Here is a 15,685-nt window from a genome sequence, read left to right as displayed (position 1 = left end):
ATCCCCAATACAATGTAAAAGACGGCGCCGTGCGCCGTCTTGCATCAACTCAGGCGACATTCAGAATCGCATTCAGATCGGCTTCAACCGTGGTGGTATTTTTAAGACCAAACTTGTCTTCGAGAACCTTGAGCAGATTTGGTGTCAGGAATGCCGGCGGTGTCGGACCGGTGCGAATATTCTTCACCCCCAGCGACAGCAGCGTCAGCAAAATCACGATTGCCTTTTGCTCAAACCAGGACAGCACCAGGCTCAATGGCAGCTCGTTGATATCGCACTTAAACACCTCCGACAGGGCAATCGCCAGCTGAATGGCTGAGTAAGCATCGTTGCACTGACCAATATCCAGCAGCCTTGGAATACCGTTGATGTCACCAAACTCCAACTTATTGAATTTGTACTTACCGCAGCCCAGAGTCAGGATCAGGCTGTCTTTCGGCGTTGCCTTGGCAAAATCGGTAAAGTAGCTGCGCTCGGCCTTGTCACCGTCACAGCCCCCGACCAGGAAGAAGTGGCGGATACTGCCATTTTTCACATTTTCGACCACGGCCGGAGCCGCTGCCATCAGGGCATTACGGGCGAAACCTATGGTGATCAGATGGGGGATCTCGTCATAGAGGAACCCCTCCAGCGACAACGCTTTCTCGATCACGGCAGAAAAGTCATCGCCTTCAAGGTGCACAACCCCCGGCCAGCCCACAATGCTGCGGGTAAAGATACGGTCGGCGTATTGGCCAACGTTGGGATCGATAATGCAGTTGGATGTCATCACCACAGCGCCGGGGAAGTTGGCAAATTCCTTCTGCTGGTTTTGCCAGGCACTGCCGTAGTTTCCTGCCAAATGGGGGTATTGCTTAAGTTTGGGATACGCCAGCGCCGGCAGCATCTCGCCATGGGTGTAAACGTTAATCCCCTTGCCCTGGGTTTGCTTGAGGATAAGCTCAAGGTCTTTCATGTCGTGGCCTGACACCAGAATCGCCTTACCCTTTACCGGCTTGGTATTCACCTGGGTGGGCTCCGGATGGCCGAAGGCAGCGGTTTCGCCCTCATCGAGCATAGCCATCACCTTGAAATTCAGCTGACCAATGTCCATGGCGGCGGTAAAAAGTGCATCGGCATCCACACTGTCGGTACCCAGGAAGGCCATGATGCGATGAAACTCAGCGGCTATCTCAGCGGATTGTTGCTCCAGTACCCGAGCGTGTTCCATATAGGCCGCAGCCCCTTTCAAACCGTAAAGGCACAAAAGCCTCAAGGCCATCACATCTTCGTGGATTTCATCCTTACCCAGGTTAGGCAGCGCCAGCCTGGCCTGCTCCAGCAGCTCTGGCTTGGAGGTCCCGAGCAGCAGGGAAGCGCTATCAGGTAAGGTATCAAGGCGAATGCCAGCCTGTTGGGCAGCCTCAATGCATTGGGTTTTGAGTTCGTTACGCAGACTCTCGGCCTTTCTTGCGTAGTCTATGATGCGTTCATCGTCGAAATTCACATTGGTCAGGGTCGCAAAGAAAGCCTTGGGCACAAAGGTATCGGCCTCGGTTACAGGAAGTCCCAACTCACGGGCTTTCACCGCCCAGGCGGAAACGCCCTTGAGCATATAAATAAGCAGGTCTTGCAGGTCTGAGGTTGCTGCCAGCTTGCCGCACATGCCCTGGGCATAGCTGCAGCCGTTGCCGGCGGGGGTACGAATGGTCTGTTCACACTGAATACAAAACACGACGTGGCTCCTTTTATTTTCATGCTTTATTTATGCATGTTAGGAGCGAAGGATACGGATATTACTGCATTTAAAAAGCAGCAAAACTCGGTTCCTTGAAGCAGATCATCTTAAGGAGTTGCTGATTTAAAATGAAAAAAGCGCCTTAATGGCGCTTTTTCAGCATAAAGAACAGCATCTTAAACCGAACGCATATCATTGACCGATTGCAGCATGGCGCGGCTCTCGGTGAGGAACTGTTGGGAGTAATTGCCAAACCAGTTTGAGACTTCATTAAAGCGGGCGATAAAACCGGCCCTGTCGCCTGCTTTCAGGAGCTCCAGCGCATCGCGGTAGTTATCGAGGAAGTCTGAAATCGCCGTCAGGCTTTCCTCCTGGGCAAAAATAATGTCGGCGTACAGCTCGCCGCTCTGGGCAAAGAGACGCCCCACCATCGCAAGCTCCAGCCGATATATAGGCGAGCTGAATTCAAGCAGCGTGTCTATATCCGCCTGCTCACGGCAAAGGTTCAGACCATACACAAACGATGAGAAGTGACGCATCGCCTGCACCAGCTGCATCGCCTTATCATGGCGACCCGCATCGGCCTCCACTAGTCTTGCACCCCAGATGCCAATTTGCTCCATCAGCCACTGGTACTTGTCCGGCGCACGGCCATGGCACACTACCACCACCTGTTTGGCCAGACTGCCCACGTCCGGACCAAACATGGGGTGCAAGCCCACCACAGGGCCCTTGTGAGTCTCCAACATGGCCTTGAGTGGCGCCCCCTTAATGGAGGTCAGGTCCGCCAAAATACAGTGCTCTGGGAGGTGAGCCAGGCGCTCACGGATAAGTGAGCAGGTAGCGGCAATAGGCACAGTCACCAATACCAGACCGGCACCAGCGAAAAGCTCATCGGCATGGTCCCAATCGTCTTTATCCAATAAACGCACTTCATAGCCGGACAAGGCAAACATCTGGGCAAACAACCTGCCAAGCTGTCCCTGACCACCAATGATGACGACATGGCCCAGCTCAGGATTCACCTGCTTGAAACCCACGTCTTTTTCGCTCATGTAGGATTCGCGCATCAGGCGTCTGAGAATATCTTCAATGAGCTGCGGGCTGATACCCATGGCTTCGGCTTCGGCGCGGCGTTTACCGAGCATGGCCGCCTCACGGGCAGGCGCGTAAATGGGCAGTCCCGCCGCATGCTTGACTGTTCCAACCTGTGCCACCAGATCGAGACGTTTCCTCAGCAGCGACAGCAACTGGCTGTCGACACCATCAATAAGGCCCCGTAAGTTCTCGAGCTCGGCGGTGGTCTTTTCACTCATATCAAATATCCTGTCAGCCATTGGCGGCCCTTGGGATGGCAAAACGGCCCGGGATCACCCCGGCGAGGGTCTTGGCGCCATCACGAAGCAAGGTTTCAGTACTCTGCCAGTCGATGCAGGCATCGGTAACAGATACGCCGTATTTAAGCTCAGACAGGGGTTTGTCACAAGGCTGGTTACCGGCATTCAGGTGACTTTCCAGCATTACGCCGATAATGGCGTCACTGCCTGCAGCCACCTGAGCAAACACGTCGCGACATACGGGGTCCTGACGGTTGTGATCTTTTGAGGAGTTGCCGTGACTGCAATCTATGACCAACTTGGGGTCGAGCCCGGCCCAGCGTACCTGCGCCTCACATTCGGCCACGCTGTCGACGTCATAGTTGGGCTTGCTGCCACCGCGCAGGATAATATGGCCATCAGGGTTACCGTTGGTTTGTAGAAGCGCTACCTGCCCTTGCTGGTTAATGCCCATAAAGCGGTGACCACTGGCGGCGGACTTCATGGCATTGATGGCCACATCCAGCTTGCCGTCGGTGCCGTTTTTAAAGCCCACCGGCATGGATAGGCCAGAGGCCATCTCCCTGTGGGTTTGAGACTCTGTGGTGCGCGCGCCAATGGCAGACCAGGTGACAAGCTCTGAAATGTACTGGGGGCTGATGGGGTCGAGTGCCTCTGTGGCCACCGGCAGTTCAAGCTCCGCCAGAAAAATCATCAACTCGCGGGCAAGACGCAGTCCCTTTTCCACATCGAAAGACTCATCCATGTCAGGGTCGTTAATCATTCCCTTCCAGCCCACCGTGGTACGTGGCTTTTCAAAGTACACCCGCATCAGAACAAAGAACTCATCTTTGAGCTCGTCATGGAGCTTTTTTAGCTTAAGGGCGTATTCTTTGGCGGCGGCGATGTCGTGGATGGAACAAGGACCCGCCACCACCAACAGCCGAGGGTCGCGCTTGTGTACTATGTTTGCCACAGTGCGGCGGGCGCGCAAAATATACTGGTACCCATGCTCAGACAATGGCAGTTCGCGTTTTAGCTCCTGTGGCGTGATAAGCACCTTTTCGGCGCTGATGTGCACATTGTTGATGGTATCTTGCTGCATGGGATCACCTTTTGTGTTTAACGACGCTGACGCTGCCCCATCGACAACCTCAGCTGACATCTATATATCCAACTCGTATTTTTGTAATGTTACACCATTACATTCGAGAGCACAGTGTGCCCGTTTACCCGACCGGGCGCAAGGCCAGTTGATAAAAATTCATTCAAAATTCGCGAAGATGGTGCCGAGAGGCGAGTGGAATGGCTTGGCTGTGGGGGCGTTGTGTTATCAGCACCAACAAAAAACCGCCACGAGGGCGGTTTTCTGTGCGAACACTTGCGTCTTTTTTAGGCGATTACTTGGTCGCCAGCTTCTCACGGATACGTGCAGACTTACCTGAACGCTCACGCAGATAGTACAGCTTGGCGCGACGAACGCGGCCACGACGCTTAACTTCGATGCTGGAAATCAGAGGGCTGTGAGTTTGGAAAGCACGTTCCACACCTTCACCGTTAGAGATCTTACGAACGGTGAAAGCAGAGTGCAGACCACGGTTACGCTTGGCGATAACAACGCCTTCGAACGCCTGCAGACGCTCTTTGTCACCTTCTTTAACACGTACCTGAACCACTACGGTATCACCTGGGCCAAAATCAGGAACGTCTTTTTTCATTTGCTCATCGTTGAGCATTTTGATGATGTTGTTCATGTAAACTCCATACTAGGATTAACTGAGCTACGACTTCTGTGGACTGTCCATTTCGTCGACAAACTGCGCCAGCAGGCGGGTTTGTTCGTCAGTCAGAGCTAGATTTTCAAATAATTCCGGCCTTCTTAAAAAAGTTCTTCCGAGACTTTGTTTAAGACGCCAGCGTCTAATGTCTTCGTGGTTGCCACCGAGCAGCACTGCCGGTACCTCCAGTCCATCCAAAGATTCGGGCCGGGTGTAATGAGGACAATCGAGCAAGCCGTCGGAGAAGGAGTCCTGCTCCGCCGAAGCCTGTTTACCCAGCACGCCGGGCACCAGACGGGACACTGCATCAATCAGGGTCATTGCCGGTAACTCACCGCCCGAAAGCACGTAGTCGCCGATTGACCATTCCTCGTCCACTTCAGTCTGAATGATGCGCTCATCGATACCTTCGTAACGTCCGCACACCAAAATCAACTTCTGTGTTTCTGCCAGCTCAGTTGCGCCCCGCTGTGTCAGCTTGCGCCCCTGTGGCGACAGATATATCACCTTGGCTCCGTCACCCGCCGCCGTTCTGGCAGCCTGGATGGCGTCCTTCAGTGGTTGCACCATCATCAACATTCCCGGGCCGCCGCCATAAGGTCGGTCGTCCACGGTTCTGTGTCTGTCATGGGTGAAATCGCGGGGATTCCACGTGTGCAACTCCAGCAGGCCATTTTTGATGGCCCGACCCGTGACCCCAAAATCAGTGATGGCACGAAACATTTCGGGAAACAGGGTGATTACCCCTAACCACATGTTTTGTACCTCGATTTAGAAGTCAGGATCCCAATCCACAATAATCTGTTTTTCTGCCAGCTTGACGTCAATGACAAACTGGTCAGGCAGATACGGAATCATACGTTCCGTTTTGCCGAAAGCATCTTTGGCGTTGGCCTTGACCATGAGTACGTCGTTAGAGCCTGTTTCCAGGATCTGATCCACCTTACCCAGGTTGTAACCCTTGGTGTTGAGTACCTCACAACCAATGAGATCGCGCCAATAGAACTCGTCTTCGGGCAACTCAGGCATTTGTTCGGCCAGGATCCCAATCTCACAGTTGGTGAGCATTTGAGCCTGCTCCCGGTTGCTGACCCCCTCAAGCTCGGCGACAACCGCCTTGCCGTGGAAGCGCCACTGGGACACCTTCACCTCGCGCCATTCGCCATGTTCTTTGAGGAGCCATGGAGAATAGTCGAAAATACCTTCAACGGAATCGGTATAGGCGGTGATCTTCATCCAACCCTTTACGCCGTAAGTAGAGCCGATTTTGCCTACTACTACAGGTTGTTGATTACTGCTCATCAATCTATACCTTCACGCCATTAAGCAGCAGCTTTACGGGCGTCTTTGATCAGCTTGGCTACGCGATCGGTAGTAGAAGCACCGTTGCCAACCCAGTGATCAACACGGTCCAGATCCAGACGCAGAGTTTCTTCCTGACCTTTGGCCAGTGGGTTGAAGAAACCAACGCGCTCGATGAAACGGCCGTCACGGGCGTTACGAGAGTCAGTTACTACGATGTTGTAGAAAGGACGCTTTTTAGCGCCGCCGCGAGCTAAACGAATGGTAACCATGCGTTTTTTTTCCTCTAATGATTTGCCAGAAGCAAAAATAAAAACTGGAACCCCGTGTTCGCAAAAGAGTCCCAGCAAGAAAGCCGGAGAATTTTACCTGAGTTTCAGGCGAATGCAACCGAAACTGGCCAATTTTACGGCTGCATTGAATCCGGGCTTAACGCCCGGGAAGCTTCATACCGCCGGGCATCATACCGCCCATGGCGCGCATCATTTTCTGCATCCCACCCTTGGAAGACATCTTCTTCATCATCTTCTGCATCTGGGTGAACTGCTTAAGCAGACGGTTAACGTCTTGAATTTGTGTGCCACTGCCCGCTGCAATGCGACGCTTGCGGGAGCCCTTGATGATATCAGGATTCTGACGTTCCCCCGGGGTCATGGAGTTAATAATAGCCTCCATTTGACGGGTCATTTTACCATCCTGAATTTGTGCCATGGCTTCCGGAGGCAGTTGACCTACGCCGGGCAATTTTTCCAGCAGGCCCATCATGCCGCCCATGTTTTTCATCTGCTGCAACTGCTCGCGGAAGTCTTCGAGGTCGAAATTGCCACCCGATTTGACCTTGGAGGCCAGCTTCATGGCTTTTTCTTTATCAACGCCGCGCTCTACCTGCTCAATCAGAGAGAGTACGTCACCCATGCCGAGGATGCGCGAGGCAACACGGTCAGGGTGGAATGGCTCAAGGGCATCGGTCTTTTCGCCAACACCGAGGAACTTAATGGGCTTACCTGTGATGTGGCGGATAGACAACGCCGCACCACCGCGTGCATCACCGTCCACCTTGGTCAGTACCACACCGGTCAGCGGCAGCGCCTCGTTAAAGGCCTTGGCGGTGTTGGCGGCATCCTGACCTGTCATGGCGTCTACCACGAACAGGGTTTCTATGGGCTTGACTGCCGCATGCAGCGCCTTGATTTCATCCATCATGGCTTCATCGACGTGCAGGCGGCCTGCGGTGTCGAGGATCACCACATCGATGAATTTCAGCTTGGCGTGTGAAATAGCCGCAGTGGCGATGTCGATGGGCTTTTGGCTCACATCGGAAGGGAAGAATTCCACTTCCACTTCTTTGGCCAGAGTTTCGAGCTGCTTGATTGCCGCAGGACGGTATACGTCAGCACTAACCACCAGTACAGATTTTTTCTGACGGGTACGCAGGAACTTGGACAGCTTGGCCACAGAGGTGGTTTTACCCGCCCCCTGCAGACCTGCCATCATGATCACAGCCGGAGGCTGGGCGGCGAGATTCAGGGCCTCGTTGGCCTCACCCATCGCCTTTTCAAGCTCGCTTTGAACGATTTTGACAAACACCTGACCGGGCGTCAGGCTCTTGGCCACTTCCTGGCCCACTGCGCGCTCTTTAACGGCGTTCACAAATTCACGGACAACCGGCAAGGCCACGTCGGCCTCAAGGAGCGCCATACGGACTTCCCGCAGGGTGTCTTTAATGTTGTCTTCCGTTAAGCGACCGCGACCGCTGATAGTCTTCAGCGTACGCGACAGTCTGTCGGTCAGGTTCTCAAACATCGTCCTGTGCAAACCTTTAATAATGTCAAATGTGGGCTTGTATTATAGCGATGCCTGCGGTTTATGCTACCTGTCCGCTTGCCTGTATGGATGCCGGGCAGAGAATACTTCGGCTAACAATCAGAATTGGCTAAAATTTGCAACTTACATCACTGCCCATTTGCGCAAGGGTCGTGTTATTCTAATTCCCAAATCAGCAATCCCGCTTTCGCATCGCGAAGCCCAAGAGAAACTAAAAGCAGGTTGTAATCCATGGTTCTTTTCTCTGCGTCAGCCATGTTCTTCTACTGTATCGCCCTGATACTGGTGACCAGTCGACTGTTTCACGCCGAAGGCCCAAACCGCCGTGCCGTTGCCGCCGTTGCTTCCATCGCTGTGGTATTGCACGCCGCCGCCCTGCAGCAAGCCATTTTTACCGACGATGGTCAGAACTTCAGCCTCACCAATGTGATATCACTGGTGAACTGGATTATCGCTTTCACCTTCAGCGTGCTGATTTTCCGTCTGAAAGTGATAGTGGTGGTGCCCGTGGTATACGCCTGCTCTGTCTTGTCGGTGGCGCTTTTATGGTTGGTGCCGCCCAAATACATTACCCATTTTGAGCACAATCCCGAGGTGCTGGCCCACGTGGTGCTGTCACTCATGGCCTACAGTGCACTGATGATTGCGGCACTTTATGCCATTCAGCTGGCGATGATCCAAAACAAGCTCAAGAAAAAGCAGCTGATATTAAGCCCGGCCATGCCGCCACTGATGACTGTGGAAAAACAGCTCTACCATTTGGTGATCATCGGCGTGATCCTGCTGAGCCTTGGTCTGGCAACCGGCTTTATCTTCCTTGATGACATGTTCGCCGAGGGTAAAGGTCATAAAGCCATTCTCTCCATCATGGCCTGGTTTGTGTACATCGCCATGCTGTGGCAGCAATACTCAGTAGGTTGCCGTATCCGTACCGCTATCGCCTACACCCTGACCGGTGCGACCCTGTTGTCGCTGGCCTATTTTGGCGCCCGCATCGTCAAGGAACTCATTCTCAGTTAAGTCCCCGCCGGGGGCTTAGCCCCTTGGCTAACTTGACACCCCTTTAAAATGCCAGTATTTACTTACATCTCCTGGCCATAGTGGAGCCTTTGCTTGGACGCGATATCGACCGGAACACTCCTGCTGTCGCTTTTAGTGTTAATCCTGATTTCTGCCTATTTCTCTGGCTCTGAAACGGCCATGATGTCTTTGAACCGCTATCGGCTCAGACACCTCGCCAGCAGCGGACACAAGGGCGCCAAACGTGCATCCAAGCTGCTGGACCGCCCCGACCGCCTGATTGGCCTTATCCTGATTGGTAACAACCTGGTGAACATCCTCGCCTCAGCCATAGCGACCATTATTGGTATGCGGATATGGGGTGACGTGGGTGTGGCCATCGCCACAGGTTTGCTGACCGTAGTGGTGCTGGTATTTGCCGAAGTCACCCCAAAGACAGTGGCCGCCCTGCATCCTGAGCGCATCGCTTACCCATCGAGCCTGCTGCTTAAATGGCTGCTGGTGATATTGCAGCCCCTGGTAAAAGTGATGAATATCATCACCTCCGGCATTTTACGGCTTATCGGTGTTCGCAACGTGGCGACCAATGATGCCCTGAGTCAGGAAGAGCTGCGTACCGTGGTACACGAGGCCGGCGCCCTTATCCCCCAGCGTCACCAGGACATGCTGCTGTCTATTCTCGACCTTGAGAAAGTGACGGTGGAAGACATCATGATCCCCCGCGCCGAAATTTATGCCATCAACGTCAACGATGATTTCAAGCAAATAAACCGTCAGGTGGTTACCAGTCCCCACACACGGGTACTGGTATACCGCGATACCATAGATGACGCCGTGGGCTTTATTCACCTGAGAGATGCCTTACGCCTGCAGTCCAAAGAAGAGTTCAGCAAAGCCACCCTGCTCAGGGCGGTAAAAGAGCTCTACTTTATCCCCGAGGGTACGCCCCTGAACGTGCAGCTGGCCAACTTCCAGCACAACAAGGAACGTATCGGTCTGGTGGTGGATGAGTACGGTGATATCCAGGGTCTGGTCACACTGGAAGACATTCTGGAAGAGATTGTGGGTGATTTCACCACTTCCATGGTGCCTACAGCCAGTGAGGAGATCCATCCCCAGGAAGATGGCAGCCTGCTGATAGATGCGAGTATCAACATCCGTGAGCTCAACAAAGAGATGAAGTGGGAGCTGCCCACGGATGGCCCGAAAACGCTGAACGGCCTTATCCTCGAATATCTGGAAGACATCCCCTCCCCCAATACCAGTTTGCGCCTCGAAGGCTACCCCATTGAGGTCATGGAGGTGGCAGAGAATATGGTGAAGACCGTGAGGGTGATGCCGGACCTGTATCAGGCCCCCGATAACGCAAAAAAGACGCCCTGAGCGTCTTTTTTCTTATCATGAGTCTCGTTAATCAAGCCGTCTTGCGGCCCGCTTCAAGGGCTCTTCGCAACGCTATGGCCTGTGGCGTAATCTCACGCTCGAGCGCTTTTTCGAGGCCCAGTGCAAAATACACCTCAGCCATCAAAAAGAAAGGCCCAATCAACAGCTGATTCATATCATCCACAAACGCCGGTTTTGCCTTTTCGTACTTATGGCCAATCAGTTGAAACACCCAGCCAATGATAAACACCACGGCAGCTATCCAGGCGACGTGGGGCACGGATGCCATCATGTCTGAGGTGTACAGCACCGGCAGGATAAACACCAGCATGCCAACGGCGAGGCGCACGTGCAGTTTAAGGTAGTAAGCCAGCACTATCAGGGTAAACACCATGGCTGCGCTGGCCTCACCCAGAGTGCCCAGTTCGAACCGGATAAGCCCAAGCCAAACAAAGGCTGACCAGATGATAAGCGGGATACCGACAAAGTGGGTTTTAATGTTGGTGGGGTTCAGGTGCACACTCTTATAGCGCGCAAGTTGCTCGGCTGCTGTCTTCATAACGCTCTCCCTGGCATAGATTCTTATTGTGGTTTTACTGCCCAAAGGCGGACTGAACACACATCATTTGGTACTAATGTACCAGTAAAGCAAAGAAAGCCGTCATTAACAAGCCACCTTTTACCGGCCATAAAAAAGGGAGCCTGGCTCCCTTAATCTCATGCTCTCTTAACAGAGTATGGCGGTTGCCACCGCATAATGCCGCTCATCGGCGATGGACAGACGGATTTGGCTGCCGCCGAGCTGCTGCATACGCGCCAGGGCGCCGTCAGTCAGGCGCACACAGGGGGCACCAAACTCATCGCTGTAGGTTTCAATATGTTGAAACGACACGCCGCGACCTATACCTGTACCCAGTGCCTTTGCTACCGCCTCCTTGGCGGCAAAGCGCTTGGCCAGGTACAACTCGCGCTGACCGCTGCCGACAAAAATCGCCAGCTCGGATTCCGTCAGTACCCGCTTGGCGAGCCTATCGCCGCCGCGCTCAAGTTGGCTGCGGATACGCTCAATCTCAACTATGTCTGTCCCCAGCCCCAACACTGACATTACTCGCCCCGGCGACCTTCAAGCATCAGCTGCTTCATATCGCGCACAGCCTTCTCCAGACCGTCAATGGCTGCACGGGCCACAATGGCGTGGCCGATATTGAGCTCATATAGCTCGGGAATGGCGGCGATGGGCTTGACGTTGTGGTAGTGCAAGCCATGGCCTGCATTCACGGTAATACCCAAGCCATGGGCGTATTTAGCCATGGAGGCGATTCGCTCAAGCTCGGTTTCTGCTTCGGCCTCGGTGTGGGCATCGGCATAACGGCCGGTGTGGATTTCGATATAAGGTGCGCCAACTTCGTGGGCCGCATCAATTTGAGCCTTGTCGGCATCGATAAAGAGCGACACCAGAATACCCTGGGCAGCCAAACGCTCGACAGCAGCACGGATTTTATCTTTCTGCCCAGCCACATCCAGTCCGCCTTCAGTGGTCAGCTCTTCACGCTTCTCGGGCACCAAACACACATAGGTGGGTTTGACCTCACAGGCGATATTGAGCATCTCTTCAGTTACGGCACACTCGAAGTTCATCCTTGTTTTCAGGGTTTTGGCCAGCAGGTACACATCGCGGTCGATGATATGGCGTCTGTCTTCACGCAGGTGAATGGTGATGCCATCGGCGCCGGCATGCTCAGCCACGGCGGCGGCATGTACCGGATCAGGGTAGTTGGTGCCACGGGCCTGGCGCAGGGTGGCGATGTGGTCGATGTTCACGCCCAGAAGAATGCGGCTCATCGGGTACTCCTTCAGAATTGTCTTGGCAATATTGACAGGCATTGTACTGAATCACTCCGTGCCTTGATATAGGCTGACACGCATTTGCCACTGGCAACAAACGCTTGTGTGAACTCAGCTTTTGTTTCGATTGGCAAAGAGTTGTCTGCTGACCAAGGGCTTATTGCCAACAAAGGGCGCCAATAAAAACCTGAGCAACTGCCGTGCTGCGGCAAAATCGGCTTCTGAGAGTTCCTTCTGTGCCAACGCAAGAATCGCCCGACCTGAAATGGCTTTTTCCAGTGTACTGGGGGCCAAGCCACCCTCGGGACAAGGCCTGTAGGCACATTCGGCACTGATGGCCGCGCCCAGGGTATCATCCGAGAGTGATGGACAGGCACCAAGCTCTTCAAGCAGTGCCAGCTCAAAGTATCTCAGTTGACTCTGGCAAAACCCCTTGGCCATGGACATCAGTGTCTGGTGATAGCTGAAAAACAGCCCCTCGCCCGCATGACTGTGGCTGAGGCAACGCATCAGGAGTTCATTGAGGTACATGGCGGCATAGAGAGCGTCGCCCTGCAGCGGAATGGCGGGGGCATAGGCTTCGGGCTGAATAAGGGTTCTGAGCTCACCCTTACCCGACAGTGAAAACAGTAGTGGCTGAAAAGGTTGCAGCAGCGCCCGGCTGGAGCGCTTGCCGCTGCCGAGCCGCACAATGGCATCGACCCGACCTGCGCCATCCACCAAGAGGTTTACGATGGCGCTGTTTTCCCGATAGGGACGCGAATGCAGCAGGTAACCCCTTTCCATCGCGGCCCCGGGATTAATCTTCGCCGTAACCCAGGCTGCGAAGGGCCCGCTCGTCGTCGGCCCAGCCGGATTTCACCTTCACCCACACTTCGAGGAACACCTTGTTATCGAACAGGCGCTCCATGTCTTTGCGGGCCTCGGTGGCGATAGTGCGAATACGCTCGCCTTTTTTACCAATAACCATGCGCTTCTGGCCATCACGCTCGACCAGCACCAGGGCATTGATTTGGTACACGCCGTTTTCCATCATTTTGAACTGCTCGATTTCCACTGTGGCATCGTAGGGCAGCTCATCACCGAGGAAGCGCATCAGCTTTTCACGGACAATCTCAGAGGCCATAAAGCGCTGGCTTCTGTCGGTTACATAGTCTTCCGGGAAGAAGAACACTGACTCGGGCAAAGATTCACGGGCCAAATCCAGCAGTCGTTCCACGTTGGTGCCCTGCTTGGCAGATACCGGCACTATGTCATCGAAGGGGTATTTCTTGGACACTTCGATAAGGTACGGGAACAGCTCTTCCTTTTCCTTGATACCATCTACCTTGTTGATGGCCAGCACAGTCTTGCGATGCTCGCCGCCGCGGCGCAGCTTGTTCAGCACCATTTCATCATCGGCAGTCCACTCCATGCCGTCCACCACAAAGATGACCATGGAGACATCGGCCAGGGAACTGGCGGCAGCACGGTTCATCAGGCGGTTAATGGCACGCTTTTCTTCAATGTGCAAACCGGGGGTATCGATAAAGACGATTTGATTCGGCCCCTCGGTGTGAATTCCCATAATGCGGTGACGGGTGGTCTGGGGCTTACGGGAAGTGATGCTGATTTTTTGCTTCAGCAACTTGTTGAGCAAGGTGGATTTACCTACGTTGGGGCGACCAACGATGGCCACCATGCCACAATAGGTAACATCGTAGTGCTCTTCGGGTTGATTCTGGCTGTTCATCTGTGCCAGCAAATCTTCCAGGCTTGGTTCGTTTTCCGGTACACCTGGTTCGGGTTTCTTGCTCATTGATTCAATAATTCCAAAACTTGTGCCGCCGCCATTTGTTCGGCTTTGCGGCGAGAACTGCCCACACCCACGACGGCATCGGCAAGGTCGGTCACCCGGCATTCCACGGTAAAGGTCTGATCGTGCGCCTCACCTTCTACCTGGGTCACCTGATATTCAGGCAGGGGCTTTTTCATCCCCTGCAAATACTCCTGCAGCAGGGTCTTGGCATCCTTTTGGCCAACCCCGGGCTTGATGTCGGCAAGCCTGGTTTCGTACCAGCCCAGCAATAAACTGCGGCAGGTTTCAAGGTCCGCATCCAAATACACGGCACCTATGATGGCTTCCACCGCATCCGCGAGGATGGATTCCCGACGGAAACCACCACTCTTGAGCTCACCGGGTCCCAGATTGAGGTAATCCCCCAGTTTGAACTCCTTGGCAATCACCGCCAGGGTATCGCCCCGCACCAGGGTGGCACGCATGCGGCTCAAGTCACCTTCGGTGGCCTTGGGAAACTGATGAAACAGCGCATCGGAAATCACGATAGAGAGGATGGAATCACCCAAAAACTCCAGCCGTTCGTTATGCTGGTTTGAGGCACTTCTGTGGGTCAGGGCCTGCTCAAGCAGACGGATATCGCTGAACTCATAGCCCAGGGTCCGGCATAGTCTCGGCAGATTTTTAATCGGCTCCATCATACTCACTGAATACCGCCTACACGCTCAAAACGCACGCCTGTGGGAACCCAGGTTGGTAGGACATCTGACGGCTTACGATCAAACTCGAAGCTTATCCAGATGGCCACGGCTTTACCCACAAGATTCTCTTCGGGCACAAAACCCCAGAAACGGCTGTCGGTACTGTTGTCACGGTTATCACCCATCACAAAGTACTGGCCTTCCGGCACCACAAACTCACCGGCTGGCGCACTGCCCTTACGATAGAACATGCCGCGCATGTCGGGGCGGGCAGGATTAATCAAAATTTCGTGCTCAACGTCACCAAGCTGCTCTTTGTAGTGCTTAAGACGCACGCCATCCTGCACAAACTCACTGTCACCGAGGGCAATACGGTCAACCTTGGCCGGGACGCTCTGGCAAATCTCGCCCTCAACACAGGCTCGTTGAATATAAAGCTCTTTGTTTTGATAAAACACGCGGTCTCCCGGCAGGCCTACCACACGCTTAATATAGTCAATTCTGGGATCTTCAGGGTATTTGAAGACCACCACGTCACCGCGCTGTGGCTTACCTGTGGCGATAACTTCTTTGCGCCACATAGGCTCTTTAATGCCGTAGCTGAATTTTTCCACCAGAATGAAGTCCCCTACCAGCAAGGTTGGCATCATCGAACCGGACGGGATTTGAAAAGGTTCATACAGGAATGAGCGCAGCACCAATACAAAGGCGATGACCGGGAACACAGAGTGTGCGGTTTCGACTATATAGGGTTCCTTGGTGATGGCTTCGACAGCTTCCTCTGACAGGTTAGCGTCGCCGGACTGTGCCACCGCCAATGCGGCCTTGCGCTTGGGGGCCTGAAACAGCACATCAAATAGCCAAATCAGCCCTGACACCAGGGTAACTATCACCAGAATTTGTGAAAAATACGCAGCCATTAACGGGTTAACTCCTTGGCATTAAAAGTGATTGGCTTAACTCTGCGGCAAACAGTTTTGACACAGAGCCAGTCGCTTTGGTGAGCACACCCAAAGGATCTG

At 53.8% G+C, this 15,685-nt stretch carries 17 protein-coding genes; 2 read left to right on the top strand and 15 right to left on the bottom strand.

The annotated features are described in order from the left end of the window. Window positions 1-49: 49 nt before the first annotated feature. The 8 genes from hcp to ffh form a co-directional block, all read right to left on the bottom strand. On the bottom strand, window positions 50-1,714 hold the full coding sequence (gene hcp / locus K0H79_RS04530; protein ID WP_220077468.1) for a hydroxylamine reductase: 1,665 nt from the start codon (window positions 1,712-1,714) through the stop codon (window positions 50-52). 179 nt (window positions 1,715-1,893) lie between these two features. Further along, entirely contained in the window at window positions 1,894-3,033 is a 1,140-nt protein-coding gene (gene tyrA, locus K0H79_RS04525; RefSeq protein ID WP_220077467.1) for a bifunctional chorismate mutase/prephenate dehydrogenase, read from the bottom strand. A gap of 13 nt (window positions 3,034-3,046) precedes the next feature. Continuing rightward, window positions 3,047-4,138 (bottom strand): 3-deoxy-7-phosphoheptulonate synthase, encoded by a 1,092-nt coding sequence (locus K0H79_RS04520; RefSeq protein ID WP_220077466.1) that lies wholly within the window; start codon window positions 4,136-4,138, stop codon window positions 3,047-3,049. 295 nt (window positions 4,139-4,433) lie between these two features. Then, on the bottom strand, window positions 4,434-4,787 hold the full coding sequence (gene rplS, locus K0H79_RS04515; protein WP_011759009.1) for a 50S ribosomal protein L19: 354 nt from the start codon (window positions 4,785-4,787) through the stop codon (window positions 4,434-4,436). A gap of 27 nt (window positions 4,788-4,814) precedes the next feature. Further along, the gene (gene trmD, locus K0H79_RS04510) at window positions 4,815-5,567 is read right to left on the bottom strand and encodes a tRNA (guanosine(37)-N1)-methyltransferase TrmD (protein WP_011759008.1); all 753 of its coding nucleotides are present in this window, start codon (window positions 5,565-5,567) and stop codon (window positions 4,815-4,817) included. Window positions 5,568-5,582: 15 nt separating this feature from the next. Further along, on the bottom strand, window positions 5,583-6,113 hold the full coding sequence (gene rimM / locus K0H79_RS04505) for a ribosome maturation factor RimM (RefSeq protein WP_220077465.1): 531 nt from the start codon (window positions 6,111-6,113) through the stop codon (window positions 5,583-5,585). 20 nt (window positions 6,114-6,133) lie between these two features. After that, window positions 6,134-6,385: a 30S ribosomal protein S16 gene (gene rpsP, locus K0H79_RS04500; RefSeq protein WP_011759006.1), complete on the bottom strand. Its 252-nt coding sequence runs from the start codon at window positions 6,383-6,385 to the stop codon at window positions 6,134-6,136. Window positions 6,386-6,542: 157 nt separating this feature from the next. Then, entirely contained in the window at window positions 6,543-7,916 is a 1,374-nt protein-coding gene (gene ffh / locus K0H79_RS04495) for a signal recognition particle protein (RefSeq protein ID WP_220066971.1), read from the bottom strand. A gap of 252 nt (window positions 7,917-8,168) precedes the next feature. On the opposite strand from ffh, the gene K0H79_RS04490 reads away from it, so the two are divergent. Together K0H79_RS04490 and K0H79_RS04485 are read left to right on the top strand one after the other, a co-directional pair. Beyond that, complete coding sequence (locus K0H79_RS04490; protein WP_011759004.1) at window positions 8,169-8,957, top strand: inner membrane protein YpjD; 789 nt, start codon at window positions 8,169-8,171, stop codon at window positions 8,955-8,957. Window positions 8,958-9,050: 93 nt separating this feature from the next. Then, a complete protein-coding gene (locus tag K0H79_RS04485) occupies window positions 9,051-10,340 on the top strand; it encodes an HlyC/CorC family transporter (protein ID WP_220066970.1) in 1,290 nt (429 codons plus the stop codon). 31 nt (window positions 10,341-10,371) lie between these two features. Here the strand turns inward: K0H79_RS04485 and K0H79_RS04480 are convergent, their stop codons facing one another. The 7 genes from K0H79_RS04480 to lepB form a co-directional block, all read right to left on the bottom strand. Then, window positions 10,372-10,899: a DUF962 domain-containing protein gene (locus K0H79_RS04480; RefSeq protein WP_220077464.1), complete on the bottom strand. Its 528-nt coding sequence runs from the start codon at window positions 10,897-10,899 to the stop codon at window positions 10,372-10,374. A gap of 168 nt (window positions 10,900-11,067) precedes the next feature. Continuing rightward, window positions 11,068-11,445 carry a holo-ACP synthase gene (acpS, locus tag K0H79_RS04475; RefSeq protein ID WP_220077463.1) on the bottom strand — a complete coding sequence of 126 codons (378 nt, stop codon included), beginning with the start codon at window positions 11,443-11,445 and terminating at the stop codon, window positions 11,068-11,070. After that, on the bottom strand, window positions 11,445-12,182 hold the full coding sequence (pdxJ, locus tag K0H79_RS04470) for a pyridoxine 5'-phosphate synthase (protein ID WP_220077462.1): 738 nt from the start codon (window positions 12,180-12,182) through the stop codon (window positions 11,445-11,447). Before pdxJ ends, acpS begins: the two co-directional genes overlap by 1 nt. A 114-nt stretch (window positions 12,183-12,296) precedes the next feature. Next, entirely contained in the window at window positions 12,297-12,971 is a 675-nt protein-coding gene (gene recO / locus K0H79_RS04465; RefSeq protein WP_220077461.1) for a DNA repair protein RecO, read from the bottom strand. Window positions 12,972-12,984: 13 nt separating this feature from the next. Next, window positions 12,985-13,983, bottom strand: coding sequence for a GTPase Era (era, locus tag K0H79_RS04460; RefSeq protein WP_220077460.1), 999 nt, complete (start codon window positions 13,981-13,983; stop codon window positions 12,985-12,987). Continuing rightward, window positions 13,980-14,660, bottom strand: coding sequence for a ribonuclease III (gene rnc, locus K0H79_RS04455; RefSeq protein ID WP_011758997.1), 681 nt, complete (start codon window positions 14,658-14,660; stop codon window positions 13,980-13,982). Before rnc ends, era begins: the two co-directional genes overlap by 4 nt. A gap of 5 nt (window positions 14,661-14,665) precedes the next feature. Beyond that, window positions 14,666-15,583 (bottom strand): signal peptidase I, encoded by a 918-nt coding sequence (gene lepB, locus K0H79_RS04450; RefSeq protein ID WP_220077459.1) that lies wholly within the window; start codon window positions 15,581-15,583, stop codon window positions 14,666-14,668. Window positions 15,584-15,685 lie beyond the last annotated feature (102 nt).

Source organism: Shewanella sp. FJAT-52076, assembly GCF_019457455.1.
GTDB lineage: Bacteria > Pseudomonadota > Gammaproteobacteria > Enterobacterales > Shewanellaceae > Shewanella > Shewanella zhangzhouensis.
The sequence above is the reverse complement of the archived record's forward strand: the minus strand, read 5'-3'. Positions and strand labels throughout refer to the sequence as shown.